Raw genomic sequence first — 19,893 nt, 5'->3', positions numbered from 1 at the left:
CGCTCCTCGACGACGCACTGCAGTGATCACGCCACCCTGACCCTTGCCGCACATCGGCAGCCGGCCCGCCCGGCTCAGGATGGTCGGCCTGCTCGGATCGATGATGACCCTGCAGATCGTCGAGGACATCACCGAGACGCCAGCGAGCGCAACCGCGAATGCGTCGGCCAGGGCGTGGCGAATACGGTCACCGGTTTCCTCGGCGGCATGGCCGGCTGCGCGATGATCGGCCAGTCGGTCATCAACGTGACGTCCGGTGGCCGTGGCCGCCTGTCCTGCCTGGTGGCCGGCGTGCTGCTGCTGGTGCTGGTGGTGTACGGCAGCGACCTGGTGCGGCAGATCCCGATGGCCGCTCTGGTGGCGGTGATGATCATGGTCAGCATCGGCACCTTCAGCTGGCGCTCGCTGCGCGACCTGCGCACGCATCCGCGCAGTTCCTCGGCCGTGATGCTGCTGACCGTGGTGGTCACCGTGGCCACCCACGACCTGGCCAAGGGCGTGCTCAGTGGCGTGCTGTTGTCGGCGCTGTTCTTCGCGCGCAAGGTTGGCCGCATGCTGGATGTGCAGCGCGAGGATGTCGCAGACACGCAGGTCTACCGCGTACGCGGGCAGGTGTTCTTCGCGTCCGCCGGCCAGCTGGGCGCCGCGTTCGACTACCAGCATGTGGCGCCGAAGGTGCAGATCGACCTGCGTGATGCCCATCTGTGGGATCTGACGGCGGTGGCCGCGCTGGAACGCGCGCAGGAAAAGCTGGCCGCGCATGGGGCGGGGGTGACGGTGGTGGGCCTGAATGCGGCCAGCCAGACGTTGATCGAACAGGTAGGCGGGCGCGGAGGCGGGCATTGAGGTTCCAGCGTCCGCGTCTGAGACGACGTGCACGCATTCTGAATCCAGTCAGGCACCTGAAACCGGCGCCGTCGTAGCATTGCCCGCGTGATGGGGCCGATGGACGGCCCCTCCTTGCCGGCACCCGCTGGCGACACGCAAGGGAGAAACTGGCAATGCAGGCATTGGGCGCGCTTGGGCGCAGCGAACGGGTCGGCGTCGGCCATGGGTATTGGAAGGTGCTGGCCCTGTGCCTGGCGCTCACCGCATGCCAGGCGCCTTCTTCCCAGGCATCGACCGAAACGGCGGCCCCCGCGTCGATTGCTGCGGCATCGCCGACAGCCCCTTCCGGCCCGGCATCGGCAGATTCCCTCCACTACCCGGATGCGTCCTATACCGACGGTCGCCTGCGCCCAGCCTATGGCTGGTGTGTGGATGGGGTGGAAGATGCAGGCAAGCTCCAGGCCTGCGGCAAGGACGAACTCGCCTACCAGGAAGGGCGTCTCGAAGCGGCGGCCAGCAAGGCGCTGGCCGGACTCGACGGCGCTGCCCGGACGGCATTCCAGGCCACCCAGGCGAGCTGGCGCAGCGATACAGACCGTTATTGCCGCGATGTCCCCAACAGCAGCGTGCAGCAGCTGCAGGGCGCGCAGGAATGCCGCCTGTACCGTGTTGCCAACCGTGCCGACCAGCTGCTGGCGCAGAGCGCGCCGCCGGATACCTCGTATACCCAGGCAGCGCTGCGTCCGGAATACACCCGTTGCGTGCAGGACGCCCGCGGCATGGACGACCAGTTGGAAGCCTGCGATACGGCCGAGCTCGCCCATCACAAGGCGCTGCTGGAAGCACAGGTCGCGCGACTGATGGACGGCCCCAACGGCCCGGGCAAGGACCGCTGGATGGACGAGCAGGCCAACTGGGCTGCAGACACGGACAAACACTGCAGCCAGGCCACTGACAGCGTGGGCCCGGCGTTGGATGCACAGTCGTGCCTCATCAATCGTTACGCCAACCGTGCGGTGGAACTGCAGAAGGGCGTGTTGGCGCGATGATGAGCCTCGATGGCGGCATTGCAGGGGGCCTCGACGCCGATCCGAAAGCCCGTCTGCTGGCAGGGCAGCGGAATTGACTGCGGTCAAGCCTTCAAGATGTCCTTGAAACGGCAGTTTCGTTGAGATTCGTGAGCATTGGGCATCATGTGAGCGACCTCAACATACGAATTCGCGAACGCGATCGCGAGGACGTTGCGCCGTGCAGATTGCAGTTGGGACAAGGTGCACACATTCTGAATCCAGTCAGGCATCTGAAATCCACGCTGGCGTAGCATGCAATTCCCGATGGGGCCGATGGACGGCCCCGCGTTGACGGGCCACGTGCCTGGATGCCAAGGAGATGCAAGCAATGCAGGGAACAAACCACCTTCCAGCGGCCCCCCGCGAAACGTTCGGCAGGGCCGGGGCCATCGCGCTTGCGCTGGCCCTGGGCCTCAGCCTGGCAGCATGCCAGGCCAAGAGCCCGGAGGCGGATACGGCGGTTGCCCCCGCGGCCGCCGCGCCCGCCACCGCATCGCCGCCCGCCACTGCAGAGCCTGCACGCGCCGCACCTGCCACGACAGCGGCCGATGCCGATGATCAGGACATGCCGCCGCAGCGCCCGGATGATTCCTACAACAAAGCCACGCTGCGGCCGCAGTACGCCACGTGCGTGAACTCCAGCGGCGGCGAGACCCCCGCACTGCAGGCGTGTGGCGATGAGGAGCTTGCCTGGCAGGAGCAGCGACTCGAGCAGGCCTTCATGAAGATCGTCGACGGTCCCGATGGCAAGGACAAGGATAGGCTGATGGACGAGCAGGCCGCCTACATGTCCGATACCAATCGCTACTGCAGCTGGAACCCTGCCGAAGACGGGCAGGGGCAGATGCTGGACGCGCAGTCCTGCCGGATCAATCGCACCGCCAACCGTGCCGACGTGCTGCAGGCACTGACCTCGAAGTAATTCCCCCGCAAAGGAGTGCAGGAAAATGGATGTTGTGACCCAGGCAAAGCAGGCAATGGACAACTGGCATCGCGGCCAGACGTCGGCGCATTTCGAAACCGGAGGTCGCGGCCCCGGCCACGTTTCCACCGGCAGGGGCGACCATGGCGGCGTGTCGTATGGCAGTTACCAGTACGCCACCAACGTTGGCGGCGTGGATGAGTACGTCGCCGCCTCGCGCTATGGCAACCGCTTCAACGGCCTGCAGGCAGGAACCCCGGCCTTCACCGAACGCTGGAAGGAAGTGGCGGCCGCCGATCCGGCAGGGTTTGCCAGGGACCAGCACGACTTCATCCAGCACAAGTACTACGACGTGCAGATGGGCCGCCTGAAGGATGTGGGCATCGATCTCTCCGGCCGTGGTGCGGCCGTGCAGGATGCGCTGTGGAGCACCTCGGTGCAGTACCGCGGCATGACCCGGTCGGTGTTCCAGAAGGGCCTGCAGCAGGCCTATGGCGAAGACTTCAAGCTGACTGAGCTGAGTGACGAGCAGATCGTCCGCGCGGTGCAGGACTACAAGCACGCCAATGTGCAGGTGCACTTCCAGAGCTCGCCCACCCTGTGGGATTCGCTGCGTGATCGTGCGCTCACCGAGAAGACCGCACTGGTCGGGCTGGCGCGCTACGACCAGGTCAACCACAACCCCGAGGCTTACCGGGGCAAGGATTACCAGCAGGTGTTCGGTGAACCTGAGCCCGGCCAGCGCGGCCAGCGCGGCCAGCGTGCGGCGGCATCGGCGATGGCCGACGGCGTGCTGGCACCCGGCGAGCGTGGTACCGAGGTCCAGGCCCTGCAGGCCAAGCTGATCCAGGCCGGCCATAGCGGTCGCAACGGGCAACCGCTGACAGCCGATAGCCACTACGGTGCCAATACCGAGCATGCAGTGCGCGAGTTCCAGCAGGCGCATGGGCTGACCGTCGATGGCAAGGCCGGCCGGCAGACCCTGCAGGCCCTGGATACGGCGGTACGCGAGCACACGCCGGCGCAGCCTGTGGCACCGGCCACGCCTGCACCGGTCACTCCTGCTGCGGCACCCGCACCCGCGACTGCGCGGGAAGCCGATGCCGCCGCCGCGCCCGGTGGCCAGCGCATCGTCGTGGTCGAACCCTTTGGCAACGGCAGCAGCAACCGCACACTGCGCCATGGCACCAGTGGCGAGGATGCCTATCGCGAACTGAAGATCCATCACCCCAACACCAATGCCGAGGCCGTGCGCACCGGCAATGCCGCCAAGGCTGACCGCCCGTCGGCCATGGTCGAGGGCGAACTGGAAACGGTACGGACCCGCGGTGATCGCAACGGCATCCCGCTGGTGCACAAGGATCTGATCCTGAGCAATGCGCGCGGCGATCGGGAGGTGATGATTCCCAATCCGGTCGCCGGGTATGTCCAGGTCAACAATGACAAGTGGAATTCGATCAGCATCTGGAGCCATCCGGCCGGGCATCCGCAGCGCGAACTGGTCGGGCAGGTGCTGCACGGTGCGCGTGGAACCACCCCTTACAAGACCGGTGATTTCGTCGAGTACGGTGCGCCGTTGATCCGCCAGTCCGATGCCGGTACCCCGGGTGCCGTGCACGCGCATATCGAGCTCGAGCCCGATCAGTACCGCAGGTTCCTGGGTGACATGCTCAACGACCGCATCACCCTGGGCGGCAAGGTCCACGCGCAGGGCCCTGAGGCCGCGCAGGCCGCACGCAGTGCACAGCAGGCGCCGATGGCCGATGGCGTGCTGAAGCAGGGCGAGCGCGGCGATGAGGTCAAGGCCCTGCAGGGCAAGCTGGCGGCGCTGGGCTACGCCGGGGCCGACGGCAAGCCGCTGCACGCCGATGGCGTGTATGGCAAGGACACCTTTGCAGCGGTCAAGCAGTTCCAGGCCAACAATGGCCTGGACGACGATGGCAAGGCCGGCCGCAGGACCCTGGCGCAGGTCGATGCCCCCAACGCGGTGAAGGCCGGTATCGCGCCGGCGGCACCGGCCCAGGCCGAACCTGCAGCGCCGGCCAGCATGCGCGACGCCGGGCATGCCGACAACGCGCGCTTCGGCCAGGCTTTGGAGAAGCTGCAGGCGCTCGAACAGCAGCGCGCCCAGGCCGGCCTGAAGCCGCTGTTCGCCAACCCGCAGGAAGCCGAACGAGCGGCTGGCCAGCTGGCCTACGAAAGCAAGGTGTCCGGCATGCGCCAGATCGACCATGTCGTGGCCCGCCCGGACGGCACCGGCCTGTTCGCGGTGCAGGGCGAGCTGGGTGACCCGGCAGCGCAGCGGACCTTTGTCGACCGCCAGCAGGCGGTGTCGCACTCGGTCGAGGCCAGCAGCCGGCAGAGCGAAGCGCTGGACAGTCAGTTCAACCAGCGTGCGCAGGAACAGCAGCAGGAACACGTTCGCAACCGCGGGTTGTAAGCCACGCGGTGTCCCCGGGGCCGGTCGAGCGGCCAGCCCCGGAGCCACCCGCCGCCATTCAGCCGTCCGGTGTAAACTATTGATCTCACTGGCAATGCCAGTCTTCGCGATCAACACCCCGATGCCGTCCGCCACCGCCCGTTACGCCGATTCCCTGCGCCTGTCCGTTGCCCCCATGATGGACTGGACCGATCGCCATTGCCGCGTGTTCCATCGCGTGCTGGCACCGGGTGTGCGCCTGTACACGGAAATGGTGCACGCCAACGCGGTCATCCACGGCGATCGCGAGCGCCTGCTCGGCTTCGACCGCAGCGAACAGCCGCTGGCGCTGCAGCTGGGGGGCAGCGATCCCGCGCTGCTGGCGCAGGCTGCGCGCATCGCTGCCGACTGGGGCTACGACGAGGTCAACCTCAACTGCGGCTGCCCGTCCGACCGCGTGCAGGCCGGGCGCTTCGGCGCCTGCCTGATGCGCGAGCCGATGCTCGTGGCCGAGTGCGTGGCGGCGATGGTCGATGCCGTCGAGATCCCGGTGACGGTGAAGTGCCGCCTGGGCGTGGACGAGGACAACGACTACGACGTGTTCGCCGCCTTCGTCGACCGCCAGGTCGCCGCAGGTGCCGCGATGGTGGTGGTGCACGCGCGCAACGCGTGGCTGAAGGGCCTGTCGCCGAAGGAGAACCGCGAGGTTCCGCCGCTGAAGTACGACTGGGCCTACCGCCTGAAGCAGGAGCGCCCGGCGCTGCCGGTGGTGCTCAACGGCGGCCTGGCCAGCGTCGAGGTGGTGCAGGCGCAGGCCGCGCACGTCGATGGCGTGATGCTGGGCCGCGCGGCCTACCACGATCCCTACCTGCTGCATCAGCTGGAGGCGCTGCAGACCGGCGCCCCGCTGCAGGCCCGCGGCGACCTGCTGCGCGCGCTGCGCCCCTACGTGGAAGCGCGCCTGGGCGAAGGCCTGGCGCTGAAGCACATCACCCGCCACCTGCTCGGCCTGTTCCATGGCCAGCCCGGTGGCCGCGCATTCCGCCAGGTGCTGAGCGAGGGCGCACACCGCCCGGGCGCCGATTGGAGCCTGGTCGAGCAGGCGCTTGCCGCGACCGAACGCGACGCTGATCGCGCCGCAGCGTGACCGCTGTCACATTCCTGACTTGACAAGGCGCGGCGATTCGTTCCGAATGTTCACCTAGCTGAACATCGCGGGGTCGCGGCCGGAAAAGTTCAGACCGGATTCACTGCCCCAAACCAAGAATTTGCAAAGGATTTGTAAAGCGCCGGGCCCCGAACCCGGCATCCGGATTTACGACTTTTGAACGAATCGCCGTGCTCGGCTAGGATCGCATCGATGTCTTCCGCTCCCTTCCATCGCCGCATTGCCCTGGCCACCTGCGTGGTCCTGTCGGCCGTGCCGCTGTCGTCGGCGCTGGCACAGCAGCCGCCGCGGGGTGAGCAGGGGCGTGCGGAGATGATGGAGCGGGGCGAGCGCGGCAACCGCGGCGACGAGCGTTCGCTGTCCGATGCCGTGCGCCGCGTGCAGCGCACCACGGGTGGTCACATCCTCGGTGCCGAGCGCGTGCCGTTCGATGGTCGTGATATCAACCGGGTGAAGTACATGGACGACCGGGGCCGGGTCCGCTACATGGACGACCCCGCCCCGTCGCGTTCACAGCCGCGCACGCCGCGGTCGGATATGTCATCACTACGCGGCGATAACCCCTGAACAGGGATAGTTGTCGCTATCAACCCGTACCCCACAGGCCTCCGGGCCACACCCAGGACACTAGGGAGAGTTCATGCGTATCCTTCTGGTCGAAGACGAAGCCCCGCTGCGTGAGACCCTGGCAGCCCGGCTCAAGCGCGAAGGCTTTGCCGTCGATGCTGCGCAGGACGGCGAGGAAGGCCTCTACATGGGGCGCGAAGTTCCGTTCGATGTCGGCATCATCGACCTCGGCCTGCCCAAGATGTCGGGCATGGAGCTGATCAAGGCCCTGCGTGATGAAGGCAAGAAGTTCCCGGTGCTGATCCTGACCGCGCGTTCGAGCTGGCAGGACAAGGTCGAGGGCCTGAAGCAGGGTGCCGACGATTACCTGGTCAAGCCGTTCCACGTCGAAGAGCTGCTGGCCCGCGTCAACGCGTTGCTGCGCCGCGCCGCCGGCTGGAGCAAGCCGACCCTGGAATGCGGCCCGGTCGCATTGGACCTCGCCGCCCAGACCGTCAGCGTGGCCGGCAGCAATGTCGACCTGACCAGCTACGAGTACAAGGTGCTGGAGTACCTGATGATGCATGCCGGTGAACTGGTCTCCAAGGCCGACCTCACCGAGCACATCTACCAGCAGGACTTCGACCGCGACTCGAACGTGCTGGAAGTGTTCATCGGCCGCCTGCGCAAGAAGCTGGACCCGGATGGCGAACTGAAGCCGATCGAGACCGTGCGCGGTCGCGGCTACCGTTTCGCGATCCCGCGCAACGAGGGCTGAGCCGGCTCACCCTGGCGATAACACGATGTCCGGCCGTCTGTGGTTCTTCCGACGCTGGCGGCCGCGCTCACTGCAGGCGCGCCAGATGCTCGCCGCGTCCGTGGGCCTGGTGGCGTTCCTGGCCCTGGCCGGTTACGCGCTCGACGCCGCCTTCGCCGACACGGCGAAGGCGAACCTGCGTGAGCGCCTGAAGAACTACGCCACTTCCTACGCGGCCGGCATCGACTTCACCCGCGACCGCTCGCTGTACATCCGCGAGCAGCCGCCGGATTCCCGCTTCGACGTGCCCGGCAGTGGCCTGTACCTGCAGGTAGTGATGCCGCACGGCAAGGGCAATTCGATGTCCGCTGAAGGCCCGATGCTGCCCACCGTCGGCGGCGGCCTGCTGGCACCGCGCCAGGAGGTGTTCGAAGGCCCGCTGCCGATGATCCAGATCGACGGCAGCCAAGGCTCGGTGTACCGCTACGGCCTCGGCCTGGTGTGGGGCGCCGACGCCGATCCTGCCACCGAATTCCCGTACACCATCTATGTGATGGAAGACTCGCGCGCGCTGGGTGCCCAGCTGCGCGTGTTCCGTGGCCGCGTCTGGTTCTACCTGGGCGGCATCGGCCTGATCCTGCTGCTGCTGCAGACCGTCATCCTGCAGTGGAGCCTGCGCCCGTTGCGCCGGGTGATCACCGAGTTGACCAAGGTGCAGCGCGGCGAGACCGAGCGCATGAGCGAGCGCCACCCGCGCGAGCTGGAACCGCTGACCGACAGCATCAACGCCTTCATCGAAAGCGAGCGCGAGAACCTCGAGCGCCAGCGCAACACCCTGGCCGACCTGGCGCACAGCCTGAAAACGCCGATTGCGGTGTTGCGCACGCAGATGGACAGCGGTGCCGGCGACGGCGCGCTGCGCGAGGAACTGGACGTGCAGCTGCAGCGCATGAACAACCTGGTTTCGTACCAGCTGGCACGCGCGGCCTCGTCGGGCCACAAGCTGTTCTCCGCGCCGCTGCCGATCGAGTCCAATGCCGAGGAAATCGTGCGTGGCCTGGAAAAGGTCTACGCTTCCAAGGGCGTGCTGTGCGAATTCGATATCGATCCGGCCGCACGCTTCCACGGCGAACCGGGCGACCTGCAGGAACTGCTCGGCAACCTGCTGGAGAACGCCTTCAAGTGGGCCAACCGCCGCGTGCTGCTGACCGCGCAGCCGCTGCCGGCCCCGAACGCGCGCCGCGCCGGCCTGCTGCTGGCGGTGGATGACGACGGCCCGGGCATTGCCCCGGACGACATCGGCAAGGTGCTGCAGCGTGGCGTGCGTGGCGACGAGCGCGTGCAGGGCCACGGCATCGGCCTGTCGATCGTGCAGGACCTGATCAAGGATTACCGCGGCGAACTGACCGTGGGCCGTTCGGCCGAACTGGGCGGCGCCCGCTTCGAAGTGCGCCTGCCGCCAGGGCCGTAAGCCTCGTTGATCGGTAGTGCTGGCCGCGGGCCGGCAACCAAGCAATGCCATCGAAGATCATGGGGTTGCCGGCCAGCGGCCGGCACTACCGCATTGCGATCCTGGGCGGCTCGCCGTAGAACCGTCGCAGCTGCGCCGCCACCTCCGGCAACGCCTGCTGCAGCAGATCCGGTGCCGAGAAGTGGTACTCGCTGGCCACCGCGAAGAACTCTTCCGGCGCCTCGGCCGCATACGGATCGATCAGCGTCTCTTCGCCTGCGTCCACCTGCGCACAGAACGCGTCGTAGGCGCGCTGGAACGTGCCCGCCCACTCGCGCTGCCATTCGCGCGGCAGCGGCGGCGTACCGTCCATCGCACCATCGAGCGCATCCAGCTTGTGCACCATCTCGTGCACCGCCACGCAGTAGCCCTCGTGCGGCGCCGCCAGGTCGGCCTGCACATCGGCCCAGGACAGGATCAACGGACCGCTGTCCCACGACTCGCCGATCAGCTCGTCATCCCACTCGTGCAGCACGCCAGCCGCATCCATGTGGCTGCGGTGCACGCGGAAGGCATCGGGGTAGACGATCAGCTGCGACCAGCCCTCCAGCCCCACCTCACCGAACGCCAGCAGCGGCAGGCAGCACAGCGCGGCCAGCAGCACGCCGTCACCGGCCTGCAGCTGCAGCTCACCGATCGGGGTGATGGTCTTCTCGTGCAGGAAGCGCGTGGCCAGTACGCGCAGGCGCGCGCGGCGTTCGTCGTCCAGTCCGTCCAGCCAGGCCGCGCGGCGGCAGGCGTGTTCCCACAGTGCATCGTCGATCGGCCGCGGCGTAGGCCGCAGCCACTGCAGCAACGACTTGATCAGCGGAACATTCCCGGCAGGTAGCTGTGCCACTTCGGCGCACGGATGCGCTGCAGCACGTCATCGTCGCTGCCGCCGCCCCCGGTGCTGGTGGCACTGCTGGCCGCAGGGCGTACCGGTGTCGGCTTGGTGGTCGCAGCCGAGGCAGTCGCGGTCGGCGCGCGCTGCGAGGCGGCATCACCGTTGGAGGACACGCAGGCGCCGCGGCTGTCGTCCAGCGCTGCCGTCGCAGACGCCGCGAAGGGCATCATCAGCAGGATCAGGCAATGGGCATAACGGCGCATTGACGACATCCACGTTAAGGGAGGGTGAGTTCCCGATTCTAGCCCGAACCCGGCGCCCCGTTGGAAGCCCCCGCGGAACCCAGCGTGGCGGGCGTCGCTGGCGGCTTTCCCGCATAATTCCTGCCTGACTTCGTGGAAGCTGCCGTGGACGATCGCCAATTGCTGGCCAAACTCGCTGCCGGTCGCCTGTCCGGCGACGCCCTGGCCCGTGAGCTGGGCCAGACCCGTGCGGCTATTTGGAAGCGTATTCAAGGGCTTAGGGCCGCCGGTGTGGATGTCGAGGGCCGTGCCGGCGAGGGCTATGGCCTGACCCGCCCGGTTGACCTGCTGGACCCGGCGGCGATCCGTGCTGGCCTGCCGGCCGGGGTTCTGCCGCTGCTGCACGACCTGCAGGTGGCCTGGACGGTGGACTCCACCAACGCTGAATTGCTGCGGTGCAGCGCGCCCCAGCGCGGGGTCAGCGTGCTGCTGGCCGAACGCCAGACCGGTGGCCGTGGCCGTCGTGGCCGCACCTGGGCCTCGCCGCTGGCCGCGCATATCTACCTGTCGGTGCTGCGCTTGTACTCCGGTGGCCTCGGCCGCCTGGCCGGGCTGAGCCTGGTGGCCGGCATCGCCGTGGCTGAAGCGCTGCACGACCTGGGCTATGCCCAGGCACAGCTGAAGTGGCCGAACGACCTGATCGTCGATGGCAAGCGCAAGCTGGTCGGCCTGCTCGCAGAAGGCGGTGGCGAATACGCCGGCCCGGCGCGCGCGGTGATCGGCATCGGCATCAACACGCACATGCCGCCGTCGTTCGCCGAGCAGATCAGCCAGCCGTGGGTGGACCTGGACACCCTGGCCGGCAAGCCGGTGGACCGCAACGTGGTCGTTGCCGCCGTGCTGGCGCGCCTGCTGCCGGCGCTGGAGGAATTCGATCGCGAAGGCCTCGCTCCGTTCCTGTCGCGCTACGCCGCCTTCGACATGCTGGCCGGCCGCGAAGTACGCGTGGAACTGGACGGGCAGTGGCAGCATGGTACCGCGCTTGGCCTGGCCGATGACGGCGCATTGCGCGTGCGCATCGATGGCCAGGAGCGCCTGCTGCACGCCGGCGAAGTCAGCGTGAGGGCAGCATGAGCGATTGGTTGTTCGACCTTGGCAACTCGCGCTTCAAGTTCGCGCCGTTGCAGGGTGACCGTGCCGGTGACGTGCAGGCCTGGGCGCATGGCGCCGAAGGCATGGCCGGGCAGCCGCCGCACAGCCTGCCCAGCGGTACCACCGCGTTCGTGGCCAGCGTGGCCGCACCCTCGCTGACCAGCGCCATGCTGGACCAGCTGCAACGCCGCTTCGAAAACGTGCACGTGGTGCGCACCAGCGCCGAATGCGCCGGTGTGCGCATTGCCTACGCCAAGCCGGAAAAGTTCGGCGTCGACCGCTTCCTGGCCCTGCTGGCTGCCGCAAAGGCACAGCGCCCGGTGCTGGTGGTCGGCGTGGGCACCGCGCTGACGCTTGACCTGCTCGACGCCGACGGCCAGCACCATGGTGGCCGCATTTCCGCGTCGCCCACGACCATGCGCGAAGCGCTGCACGCCCGCGCCGTGCAGCTGCCGGCTGCCGGCGGCGACTACAGCGAGTTCGCCAACGACACCGCCGATGCGCTGGCCTCCGGTTGCGATGGCGCTGCGGTGGCGCTGATTGAACGCAGTGCGCAGCAGGCGCACGCGCTGCTGGGCGTAGCGCCCTCGCTGCTGGTGCACGGCGGCGGCGCACCGGCGCTGATGCCGCTGCTGCCTGGCGCCGACTACCACCCGTCGCTGGTGCTGGATGGCCTCGCCCGCTGGGCGGTGCACCAGCCCGCAGGCTAGTATCCGCGCATGCTGACCCGTGCCCTGATCGTCGTACTGGCCGTTCTCAATCTTGGCGTCGCCTGCTGGTGGCTGCTGCGCGATGCACCGCAGCCGCCTGCGCCTGCACCGCAACCGGCTGGCGTCGCCGAGCTGCGCTGGGTGCCCGGTGGCGCGGATGCCAATGCCGCAGCCGAGGCCACCGCCGCCGCCCCGACCGCACCGCTGATGGAGCGCGAACCGGCCGCGAAGACCGCAGTGGCTGCGACGCCCGCACCCGCGCCGGCCGTGCTGGCCAAGCCGGAAATTCCCAAGCCGCAGACGGCTGACGCTACGCCGGTTGCTGCCGCCGCCAAGCCGGCAACACCGCCTGCACCCGTTCCGGCACTGGAAAAGCCCGTAACCCCGCCCGCGGCCGCCGAGCCGCCGCGCTGCGTCGCGCTGGGCCCGTTCGCCGACCGCGCTGCCGCGACCGGTGCGCAAGGCAAGGCCGGCACGCTGCTCAGCCAGGTGCGCCTGCGCGAACAGCCCGCTGCCAGCGGCAGCGCCCGTTACCGGGTGATGCTGCCGGCCGCCGCCAACCGTGATGAAGCGCAGGCCACCGTGAAACGCATCGTCGCCGCCGGCCTGAGCGACTACTACATCATCAGCCAGGGCGAGGAGGCCAACGCCGTGGCGCTGGGCCAGTACCGCAACCGCGAAGGCGCCGAGCGTCGCATGGCAGCGGTGCAGGCCGCCGGCTTCCAGCCGCGCCTGGTGGCCAGCGGCGACGCCGGCCAATGGTGGCTGGAAGGGCAGCTGGCGGCGGGCACGCAGCCGGCCCAGGCCCAGCAGCGCAGCGGGGCGGCACAGAGCCGGTCGCTGGACTGCACGCGGTTGCGCTAGAATCCCCGGACCGCGGCGCTGCCGCCGGTGCACCACCCATGCCGCTTTAGCTCAGTTGGTAGAGCAACTGTCTTGTAAACAGTAGGTCATCCGTTCGATTCGGATAAGCGGCACCATCTCCATGAGTCAGCGCTTCTTTGCGCTGCGCCAGGTACTGGCCCAGTGGCTCGAAAGGCAGCACACCCGGTGCCTCGGCAGTCTTACCTTGAGAATGATGGTCCGTCCTGCGCATGGACCAGCTGCGCTGGCTGCTGTTCAAGATTTGCCGCCAACGAATCAGCGCGATGAAGGGACTCTGCTTCAGGCGCGCGAAGCGCGTCCATCGTATTCATGGTTCCACGGCGTTGGGCAGGATCGTCCATCGCTCCCTCGACAAGGAATACTCTCTCGCCACGTGCAAGGGACTCTGTCGGGTTGTTCAATACAACGTGGTCAACTCTTGAAAGCCCTTGCTCCTTCGCGAGCACCAGCAAACTCGCGGACATGCGTTGGCTTGACTCATCCCACTGCTTCCCGCTCTCGGCGTCCAGGCGTTCCACTCCCGCTCTTATCTGCATGTAGAGCGAACGATCGGCATCGTCGAGTTCAGCGACTGAGAAAGCTGTTCGCTGCATTGAGGGTAAGTTGACATTGGCGGCGGTGACTCTTTCCTCGACCGTAGTGCGCTCGGCGTCAAATGCTGGCTCGGGCCTGCGCCGACGTTGCGTGGGCGCTATGTGCTGGTCATAGTGCGCGCCATAATAGAGCTCGTACGTCGCATGAGGGCCAACCGACGGAGCCTCCGTCTTGAACACGTCAGCGATCTGACTTAGTGCTTGGTTACGGTTGATCTGCCCTGCCTCGAGTTTCGCCGCAATGGCTCCATACTGCTGGGGGCGATCGCCTGTGCCCGACACGCCAATGTTTGGTCCTCCGGCTGCGGTGATTTCACGCTGGACCTGGACATTGCTGAGCGTGGCAGCTGCTTCTCCTCGCAGCGAGGTGTTCACAAAGGACTGCTTAGACGCCCGATCTGGTTGCTCGGTGAAGAGGTGATGCCCAATTTCATGAGAAAGAGAACGTGCGATTCTGGAGCCTTGCCCGATGGCGTTCTCGTCAATGACGATCTTCACGCCGGGAACAAGATAGGTGCCGCCACCGGCTGGCCCCCATTCGACACCCAGGTTGTCGTGATCAGCCTGTGCAAGACCCGCTCGAAGTGTTGGGGATTTGGTCAGAAGCGGTACCAGCGAAGGATCAACCAAAGGTGAAGCCGGACGACGTGTGGCCTCTGGTCGGCCACTCTCCTGCGGCTGTGACAGTGCAAGTTCTTCAGCACGCTCCATGGTGCGGCTCCTTCGCAATGACAGGGATCAGCGCTGACTGATCGATACGTAGGTCAGCGTCTTGTGGTCAAGGGAGAGCCCGAGCACTACCTTGGCACTGTTCACCTGAGCAGACCAGTAAGGGCGGGAATCAGGCGCATCCGGATGGGGTGGATACATGGCGGATTCCTCCCAGATGATTTCTCCGAGCGCGATGCTCGGTGGGGCAACCTCAAAGACCAAGGTCGCGTGCGTAGGATCGTCGGCAGGACTTCTCAGCGTGATGTTCTTGATCTCAAGTCCGCCCAGCATGCCGCGTTCTGCGGTCCGCTCGTCCCTCAAGCCTTGTCGATTCGGTTCTCCCAGGTGTGTGTGGAGCTGTTCATTCAATGCGTCGACATCATCAAAACGCACCTTGGTCAAATGCTCGATATCGTTCTTGAACCGCTCCATACCAGTTTCACTCCCTGATTCGACGGGCTGTTTTTGATTTAGATGATCTGATGGGCGTGGCGGCGCGGCGATTGAACATGCTGCCAGCACAAGCGCCGGAACAGCGATCGCGAGGCGACGACGCACTGCTATCCAGAGGTAGCGCCGAATTCCACGTTTTGATGAAGAAGCGAGTTTCTCGACCCATGCATTCATGAAAACGTCTCTCGCGCCAACGTCACGCTCTTGAATCTAGCACAGCGTTTTGTGAGCACGGATCGGGTTCCCGTGAAAAATGAGCTACTGAAAACGCACCCGGTTCCACTTTCCAGTTTGAAAAACGCGGCGTCAGCTGTGAGGGAGGGAACATCACACGGAAGGCCGAGCACACCTCCATGCGCGCAATCCGATAGTTGAAAGACTGTAGCCAGTAGGCTACAGTCCTCCATGAAGATCCAGCGTACCCGTCAGTTCGCGACATGGATTGACGCTCTCAAGGACGTAACCGCACGCGCTCGCATCCTGGCCCGTATCGGTCGGCTCGCTGAAGGCCATCCGATGATCACCGCTATCTGGCGGATGGCGTTTCTGGATTGCGTATCGATGCAGGGCCGGGCTACCGCCTGTACTACACCCAGCGCGGCAGGCAGTGGGTGATTCTTCTGGTTGGAGGCGACAAGGTTCGCAGCGGCGCGATATAGAGACGGCCAAGGAGATTGCACGTGCCCTGTGAGCGTCGAACCGGCTGTAGTCGAAACGAATCAATACCGAAGTACTGGAGCTGTTCCATCATGGCCACTAAGAAAAAAGTCGAACTCAAAGCAATTGATGTGGCCGAACATCTTCGGACACCCGAAGAAATGGCCGCCTATCTCGACGCCTGCATCGACGAAAGCGACGGCGATTCGGCATTCATCGCCAAGGCGCTGGGCGATATCGCCCGTGCCCAAGGGATGAGCAAGGTCGCACGTGCGGCGGGTCTGTCGCGGGAGAGCCTGTATCGCGCACTGTCCGGCGAGCGCAGCCCCGATTTTTCGACCATCCTAAAGGTGACCCGGGCACTTGGTGTGCGATTGCACGCCAGAGCTGTGTAAAGCATCAGGGCATTTCGCTCAAGCTTGGCCATCTCAGAAAGTTTGGCGCGAACAGGTTCAATCAAACCGGATGATGCGGATCAACCCCTTTGTCGAGGATCCGTCTCCGAAGGCGGCCACCGTGCCACAGGGGAATACCTCTTTCGCACCGTCGTGGTTGATGAATGAGATCGTGCAGTGTGCCCGCGTTCCCGGCGTGATCCGGGTGATGCCGCAGTCATTCAAGACGAAGCCGTACCACATAAGTTCAGGGCTTATCGAAAGCGCCATGGGGCGCGCGGTGGAGGCGATCATCTCGGCAACAGCGCCGCCGCGCGAATCCACTTCGTCCAGCCGCAGCTCAACAAAAACAGGTTTCAGGTTTGGATAGGGTGTGCGCATTTCAGGAGTGGGTTAGCCTGATTCGATAGCCGGGGTAGCGACGCATTGACGCTGTGCGTTGGAATCCCACCTTTCTGCATTACTGAGCCCCCTGCACCTGCAACGCCACATACTCCGCCAGCCCCCGGCAGGCCAGCATCAGTCCTTCGCGCGTGCCGTCGCCGATGTCGTCTTTCTCTTCCCCGTCCACGCGCACGCGCTCGGCGGCGTGGTACAGCTCCAACAGCGACACCAAACCCACCGCAGCGCGATCCCGGCGTGCGGCGGCCACCGCCTGGCCGGGTGTGCTGGCGGGCCCCGTCCACGGCTGTCCATCGGCGGCATCACCGGCGCGGATGCGCTGCAGGCAGCTGGGCAGGTTGATGGACGCAGGCGCTTCGTTCGCAGCGGCGAAAGCGGCTTCCAATGGCTGCGCCAGTTCAGGTGGCAGGCGTAGAGCCGCCTCGCCCAGGGTGGCGGTCAGGTACGGGTGGTGGCTTCTGGACATGCAGGCATCCTCGTCAGGAACAGAGGTGCCGCCACGGTAGGGTGGCGGGCGATGCGTGGCTTCCAAGACCGGGTCAACGAATCGGCGGGCACGAGGCCCCCACGCACCGCCCGCCGTCGATCGGCTAACGGATTGCCAGCCGGCGCCGCACCTGGAAGGACGACGCCGGCTGGCAAGCGTATACATCATTGACAACACGGGCTTGGAAGTCCCGACCACCTGTGCAGGTGGCGATTCATCATGCGCAGGCGAAATCCCCGCCTGCCAGTCGTTTGTTTCGATGGCATCGGGCGATCTGAAAGGAAAAATGAATTATCGCGATTGGCCTGTTTCGAGCAGTGCAAAGCCAAAAACGACAGTTCGTGCGGTGCCGCAGCCCACGACACATCCGGCTGTGCCATTGCTGTCGCACGGCACATCGCGGCCCACGACGTAAAGCTGGCTTAACCGCCCCGGCAGGGCTCCAAGAGCACCCTAGCAGACCTGAATCCCCCGCGCGTGTCACCGGGTTCTTGATATTCCTCACGGACAGGCCGCAGCGCTCCACCGCATACTGCCGCCACACGCCCACCCAGGGCCCCCTCGGGATCCGCACATGCGTCGCCACGCCCTGTCGCTCACCGTCGCACTGGTATCCACCGCTTTCGTGGCCCCGGCCATGGCTGCGGTACCGTTCTTCAACGCCAGCTGCCCGGGCGGCATCGACGTGCACGCCGACGAAGGTGGCCCGGTCTACGTGCAGGGCCGCGAGGCTGCGCTCAAGCACTTCAACGACCGCTACTTCGAAGCACGCGATGCCAATAGTGGTGTCACCCTGTCGATCAGCCGCAGCGATGACGGCACGCCGCAGATCAGCTATACCGGCCGTGGCGGCGCCAATGGCATCTGCCAGGTCAGTACTCGCGGCACACCCGCGCCTGCCGCAAGTGGCGCGCAATCTCACGACGCCGCCGGTGGCGATGCCGCGCTACCGCGCGAAGTCACCTGCGAATCCACTGACGAGCAGCAGGTGTCGTGCGATCTGAATACTCGCGGCAATGTGGAAATCGTGCGCCAGCTCAGCCGCACCCGCTGCGAGGAAGGCAAGAACTGGGGCCTGTCGCGGCACTCGGTGTGGGTCAATGGTGGATGCCGCGCGGTGTTCCGCAACGTGTCTTCGGTGACCACCCCGGCGCCGGCAGGCGATACCGCGTTGGGCGCCTGCAACATGCGCAAGGGCGCTCAGGGCGCACTGGTCACCCAGATGCCGGTGGGCAGCGATTACCAGGAACTGATCATCGATTATCCCGATGGCCGTTTCCTGTGCATGATGCGCAACAGCGGCCAGGTGCAGAGCCTGACGCCGGTTCGCCACCGCGGCGGTTGACGCGCAACGGCACATTCGGCGTTGGCGTATGTCCGGAACGGGGCAACGCAGCACGCATTGCCCCTGTCCCGCTATTGCTGATTCACCGGGTCATTGCCCTTCTTGTAGGTGTACCCGGTGACATCCCAGCCGCCGCCATGGCCGGACGAGGGTTCCACCCAGGTGAATTCCCACGTCTGCAGGGAGCCGTCGGGAAGCAGGTTCTCCACCCGGTAGATCTCACCGGGAATGCCCTGCTCCGGCAGCTTGCCGGGAATCGATTCATCCGCGCGTGCAGACCCGCGCCCCACCGAGAATGCACGCCGTTCCACCTGTACGTTGCCGTAGCCCTGCGGGGCGAACGACGGCTTTACCCGCTGCGCCACCCAGTCGAGCACCTGGCGTGCGCTCGCCGTCTGCATGGGATACGCGTCGGTGGTCACCGTATGCGTGATGCGTTGCGAGGAGGCATTGGCAGCTGCCGGAAACAGTCCGCCCAGGGCAATTGCCAGTACCGCAAATCCATTGAGTGCATGTTTCATGTGCGTCGTTCTCCAGGGTTGGGGAAATGAAGCCGCACCGTCCGGGTGCCGACGCAGGGTGGACACAAGGACCGCCGTGGGTAAGAGGCGATGCCGACTCGGGTGTGAAGTGGATCAAGGAAGGGCGGGTTCCTGACCGCTCAGCGCTGGAATCCCTGACGGGGGCGCCTTTGTGCTCGCGGCGATCCGGGTATTGCCCTGCTGCACCGCCGCGAGTGGTGTCACACAGCTCTGGCTAGACTGTGCTTCTTTTTTCCCACCGCAGGAGGCACCCATGGCCCATCCCATCTCCGTATCCCTGATTGGCGTTCCCACCGATGTCGGTGCGGGCCATCGCGGTGCACGGCTGGGGCCGGAGGCGCTGCGCGTGGCGGGCCTGCCGGAGGCGCTGGAAGCACGTGGTGTGGACGTCCGTGACGTGGGCAATCTGGATGGCCCGCGCAACCCGTGGACCGCGCCGGTGGAAGGCTACCGCCATCTGGATGAAGTGGTGGCGTGGAACCATGCACTGATGGAAGCCAGCTACGCCGAGCTGCAGGCCGGCCGCATGCCCATCATGCTCGGCGGCGACCACTGCCTGGGGATCGGTTCGATCACCGCCGTCGCGCGCTGGTGCCGCGAGCAGGGCAAGACCCTGCGCGTGCTGTGGCTGGATGCGCACTCGGATTTCAACACCAGCGATGTCACCCCGTCGGGCAACATCCACGGCATGCCGGTGGCCTGCCTGTGCGGCCTCGGCCCGGAGGCGCTGACCCACCTGGGCGGCAGCGCACCGGCGATCACCCCGGCGCAGATGCACCAGATCGGCATCCGCTCGGTGGACCCGGAGGAGAAGCGCCTGATCAAGACCCACAAGGTCGATGTGTACGACATGCGCTACATCGATGAGAACGGCATGAAGCGCGCGGTGGAAGCGGCGCTGGCCGGCATCGATGAGAACACCCATCTGCATGTCAGCTTCGACGTCGACTTCCTCGACCCCAGCATCGCACCGGGCGTGGGCACTACGGTGCCGGGTGGGGTGAACTACCGCGAGGCGCAGCTGGTGATGGAGATGATCGCCGACACCGGGCGCATGGGATCGCTGGACATCGTCGAGCTCAACCCCTTGCTGGACAAGCAAAATGCCACCGCCGAACTGGCCGTGGACCTGGTCGAAAGCCTGTTCGGCAAGTCCACCCTGATGCGCGACTGAGGGCCTGGCCTGAACGGATCGCCGATCCGTTCACACCCGCTCCACGCCGCTGCCGCCAGATTGCACTTCACGCGGCGGCGGTGGCAGTGTGCCCTCCCG

The 19,893-nt window shown here is 66.2% G+C and carries 20 protein-coding genes, 1 tRNA gene and 1 pseudogene; 15 read left to right on the top strand and 7 right to left on the bottom strand.

Features of this window, described 5'->3' with window-relative positions:
* Positions 1-67: 67 nt before the first annotated feature.
* The 8 genes and pseudogenes from ACUVWL_RS16215 to ACUVWL_RS16180 form a co-directional block, all read left to right on the top strand.
* Positions 68-846 (top strand): annotated as a pseudogene (locus ACUVWL_RS16215) (SulP family inorganic anion transporter); the annotation flags it as partial.
* Between the two features lie 155 nt (positions 847-1,001).
* Complete coding sequence (locus ACUVWL_RS16210; protein ID WP_445978562.1) at positions 1,002-1,877, top strand: lysozyme inhibitor LprI family protein; 876 nt, start codon at positions 1,002-1,004, stop codon at positions 1,875-1,877.
* 349 nt (positions 1,878-2,226) lie between these two features.
* On the top strand, positions 2,227-2,820 hold the full coding sequence (locus ACUVWL_RS16205; protein WP_014645616.1) for a lysozyme inhibitor LprI family protein: 594 nt from the start codon (positions 2,227-2,229) through the stop codon (positions 2,818-2,820).
* A 25-nt stretch (positions 2,821-2,845) separates the two neighbouring features.
* Positions 2,846-5,260, top strand: coding sequence for a VgrG-related protein (locus ACUVWL_RS16200; RefSeq protein WP_445978561.1), 2,415 nt, complete (start codon positions 2,846-2,848; stop codon positions 5,258-5,260).
* Positions 5,261-5,354: 94 nt separating this feature from the next.
* Positions 5,355-6,386: a tRNA dihydrouridine(20/20a) synthase DusA gene (dusA, locus tag ACUVWL_RS16195; RefSeq protein ID WP_168708234.1), complete on the top strand. Its 1,032-nt coding sequence runs from the start codon at positions 5,355-5,357 to the stop codon at positions 6,384-6,386.
* Between the two features lie 213 nt (positions 6,387-6,599).
* Entirely contained in the window at positions 6,600-6,974 is a 375-nt protein-coding gene (locus ACUVWL_RS16190; protein WP_014645619.1) for a hypothetical protein, read from the top strand.
* A 73-nt stretch (positions 6,975-7,047) separates the two neighbouring features.
* Positions 7,048-7,731: a response regulator transcription factor gene (locus ACUVWL_RS16185; RefSeq protein WP_004136763.1), complete on the top strand. Its 684-nt coding sequence runs from the start codon at positions 7,048-7,050 to the stop codon at positions 7,729-7,731.
* A gap of 25 nt (positions 7,732-7,756) precedes the next feature.
* On the top strand, positions 7,757-9,181 hold the full coding sequence (locus ACUVWL_RS16180; protein ID WP_014645620.1) for an ATP-binding protein: 1,425 nt from the start codon (positions 7,757-7,759) through the stop codon (positions 9,179-9,181).
* 85 nt (positions 9,182-9,266) lie between these two features.
* Here ACUVWL_RS16180 and ACUVWL_RS16175 read toward each other — a convergent pair whose 3' ends face one another.
* Both ACUVWL_RS16175 and ACUVWL_RS16170 read right to left on the bottom strand, forming a co-directional pair.
* The gene (locus tag ACUVWL_RS16175; protein ID WP_167692531.1) at positions 9,267-10,058 is read right to left on the bottom strand and encodes a M90 family metallopeptidase; all 792 of its coding nucleotides are present in this window, start codon (positions 10,056-10,058) and stop codon (positions 9,267-9,269) included.
* Positions 10,025-10,309, bottom strand: coding sequence for a hypothetical protein (locus ACUVWL_RS16170; RefSeq protein ID WP_046428091.1), 285 nt, complete (start codon positions 10,307-10,309; stop codon positions 10,025-10,027). The genes ACUVWL_RS16175 and ACUVWL_RS16170 overlap by 34 nt, the downstream gene beginning before the upstream one ends.
* A 144-nt stretch (positions 10,310-10,453) precedes the next feature.
* Between ACUVWL_RS16170 and birA the strand changes: the two genes are divergently transcribed.
* The 4 genes from birA (at position 10,454) to ACUVWL_RS16150 (ending at position 13,130) form a co-directional block, all read left to right on the top strand.
* A complete protein-coding gene (gene birA / locus ACUVWL_RS16165; protein WP_445978560.1) occupies positions 10,454-11,422 on the top strand; it encodes a bifunctional biotin--[acetyl-CoA-carboxylase] ligase/biotin operon repressor BirA in 969 nt (322 codons plus the stop codon).
* A complete protein-coding gene (locus tag ACUVWL_RS16160; RefSeq protein WP_445978559.1) occupies positions 11,419-12,150 on the top strand; it encodes a type III pantothenate kinase in 732 nt (243 codons plus the stop codon). Before birA ends, ACUVWL_RS16160 begins: the two co-directional genes overlap by 4 nt.
* Positions 12,151-12,159: 9 nt before the next feature.
* Positions 12,160-13,014 carry an SPOR domain-containing protein gene (locus ACUVWL_RS16155; RefSeq protein ID WP_445978558.1) on the top strand — a complete coding sequence of 285 codons (855 nt, stop codon included), beginning with the start codon at positions 12,160-12,162 and terminating at the stop codon, positions 13,012-13,014.
* A gap of 40 nt (positions 13,015-13,054) precedes the next feature.
* A tRNA-Thr gene (locus ACUVWL_RS16150) sits at positions 13,055-13,130 on the top strand.
* Between the two features lie 84 nt (positions 13,131-13,214).
* On the opposite strand, the gene ACUVWL_RS16145 is transcribed toward ACUVWL_RS16150, so the two are convergent.
* On the bottom strand, positions 13,215-14,339 hold the full coding sequence (locus ACUVWL_RS16145; RefSeq protein WP_445978557.1) for an XVIPCD domain-containing protein: 1,125 nt from the start codon (positions 14,337-14,339) through the stop codon (positions 13,215-13,217).
* A 27-nt stretch (positions 14,340-14,366) separates the two neighbouring features.
* Positions 14,367-14,966, bottom strand: coding sequence for a hypothetical protein (locus tag ACUVWL_RS16140; RefSeq protein ID WP_126411620.1), 600 nt, complete (start codon positions 14,964-14,966; stop codon positions 14,367-14,369).
* Between the two features lie 575 nt (positions 14,967-15,541).
* Here ACUVWL_RS16140 and ACUVWL_RS16135 point away from each other — a divergent pair.
* Positions 15,542-15,844 (top strand): addiction module antidote protein, encoded by a 303-nt coding sequence (locus ACUVWL_RS16135; RefSeq protein ID WP_197557639.1) that lies wholly within the window; start codon positions 15,542-15,544, stop codon positions 15,842-15,844.
* A gap of 57 nt (positions 15,845-15,901) precedes the next feature.
* On the opposite strand, the gene ACUVWL_RS16130 is transcribed toward ACUVWL_RS16135, so the two are convergent.
* Positions 15,902-16,225 carry a hypothetical protein gene (locus ACUVWL_RS16130; protein WP_445978556.1) on the bottom strand — a complete coding sequence of 108 codons (324 nt, stop codon included), beginning with the start codon at positions 16,223-16,225 and terminating at the stop codon, positions 15,902-15,904.
* Between the two features lie 79 nt (positions 16,226-16,304).
* A complete protein-coding gene (locus ACUVWL_RS16125; RefSeq protein WP_445978555.1) occupies positions 16,305-16,712 on the bottom strand; it encodes a hypothetical protein in 408 nt (135 codons plus the stop codon).
* A 595-nt stretch (positions 16,713-17,307) separates the two neighbouring features.
* On the opposite strand from ACUVWL_RS16125, the gene ACUVWL_RS16120 reads away from it, so the two are divergent.
* Positions 17,308-18,078, top strand: coding sequence for a DUF3011 domain-containing protein (locus ACUVWL_RS16120; RefSeq protein WP_445978554.1), 771 nt, complete (start codon positions 17,308-17,310; stop codon positions 18,076-18,078).
* A 71-nt stretch (positions 18,079-18,149) separates the two neighbouring features.
* Here ACUVWL_RS16120 and ACUVWL_RS16115 read toward each other — a convergent pair whose 3' ends face one another.
* On the bottom strand, positions 18,150-18,599 hold the full coding sequence (locus tag ACUVWL_RS16115; protein ID WP_277878410.1) for a hypothetical protein: 450 nt from the start codon (positions 18,597-18,599) through the stop codon (positions 18,150-18,152).
* 274 nt (positions 18,600-18,873) lie between these two features.
* Between ACUVWL_RS16115 and rocF the strand changes: the two genes are divergently transcribed.
* Positions 18,874-19,794, top strand: coding sequence for an arginase (gene rocF / locus ACUVWL_RS16110; RefSeq protein WP_032956249.1), 921 nt, complete (start codon positions 18,874-18,876; stop codon positions 19,792-19,794).
* Positions 19,795-19,893: the final 99 nt, after the last annotated feature.

It is taken from the genome of Stenotrophomonas muris, assembly GCF_052751275.1.
Note: the sequence above shows the minus strand (reverse complement) of the source record. Positions and strands in the feature narration are given on the sequence as shown.

Coding starts and splice junctions, on each gene's coding strand:
- ACUVWL_RS16210 (WP_445978562.1), top strand. CDS start 1,002: ATGCAGGCATTGGGCGCGCTTGGGCGCAGCGAACGGGTCGGCGTCGGC.
- ACUVWL_RS16205 (WP_014645616.1), top strand. CDS start 2,227: ATGCAGGGAACAAACCACCTTCCAGCGGCCCCCCGCGAAACGTTCGGC.
- ACUVWL_RS16200 (WP_445978561.1), top strand. CDS start 2,846: ATGGATGTTGTGACCCAGGCAAAGCAGGCAATGGACAACTGGCATCGC.
- dusA (WP_168708234.1), top strand. CDS start 5,355: ATGCCAGTCTTCGCGATCAACACCCCGATGCCGTCCGCCACCGCCCGT.
- ACUVWL_RS16190 (WP_014645619.1), top strand. CDS start 6,600: ATGTCTTCCGCTCCCTTCCATCGCCGCATTGCCCTGGCCACCTGCGTG.
- ACUVWL_RS16185 (WP_004136763.1), top strand. CDS start 7,048: ATGCGTATCCTTCTGGTCGAAGACGAAGCCCCGCTGCGTGAGACCCTG.
- ACUVWL_RS16180 (WP_014645620.1), top strand. CDS start 7,757: ATGTCCGGCCGTCTGTGGTTCTTCCGACGCTGGCGGCCGCGCTCACTG.
- ACUVWL_RS16170 (WP_046428091.1), bottom strand. CDS start 10,309: ATGCGCCGTTATGCCCATTGCCTGATCCTGCTGATGATGCCCTTCGCG.
- ACUVWL_RS16160 (WP_445978559.1), top strand. CDS start 11,419: ATGAGCGATTGGTTGTTCGACCTTGGCAACTCGCGCTTCAAGTTCGCG.
- ACUVWL_RS16155 (WP_445978558.1), top strand. CDS start 12,160: ATGCTGACCCGTGCCCTGATCGTCGTACTGGCCGTTCTCAATCTTGGC.
- ACUVWL_RS16145 (WP_445978557.1), bottom strand. CDS start 14,339: ATGGAGCGTGCTGAAGAACTTGCACTGTCACAGCCGCAGGAGAGTGGC.
- ACUVWL_RS16140 (WP_126411620.1), bottom strand. CDS start 14,966: ATGAATGCATGGGTCGAGAAACTCGCTTCTTCATCAAAACGTGGAATT.
- ACUVWL_RS16135 (WP_197557639.1), top strand. CDS start 15,542: ATGGCCACTAAGAAAAAAGTCGAACTCAAAGCAATTGATGTGGCCGAA.
- ACUVWL_RS16130 (WP_445978556.1), bottom strand. CDS start 16,225: ATGCGCACACCCTATCCAAACCTGAAACCTGTTTTTGTTGAGCTGCGG.
- ACUVWL_RS16125 (WP_445978555.1), bottom strand. CDS start 16,712: ATGTCCAGAAGCCACCACCCGTACCTGACCGCCACCCTGGGCGAGGCG.
- ACUVWL_RS16120 (WP_445978554.1), top strand. CDS start 17,308: ATGCGTCGCCACGCCCTGTCGCTCACCGTCGCACTGGTATCCACCGCT.
- ACUVWL_RS16115 (WP_277878410.1), bottom strand. CDS start 18,599: ATGAAACATGCACTCAATGGATTTGCGGTACTGGCAATTGCCCTGGGC.
- rocF (WP_032956249.1), top strand. CDS start 18,874: ATGGCCCATCCCATCTCCGTATCCCTGATTGGCGTTCCCACCGATGTC.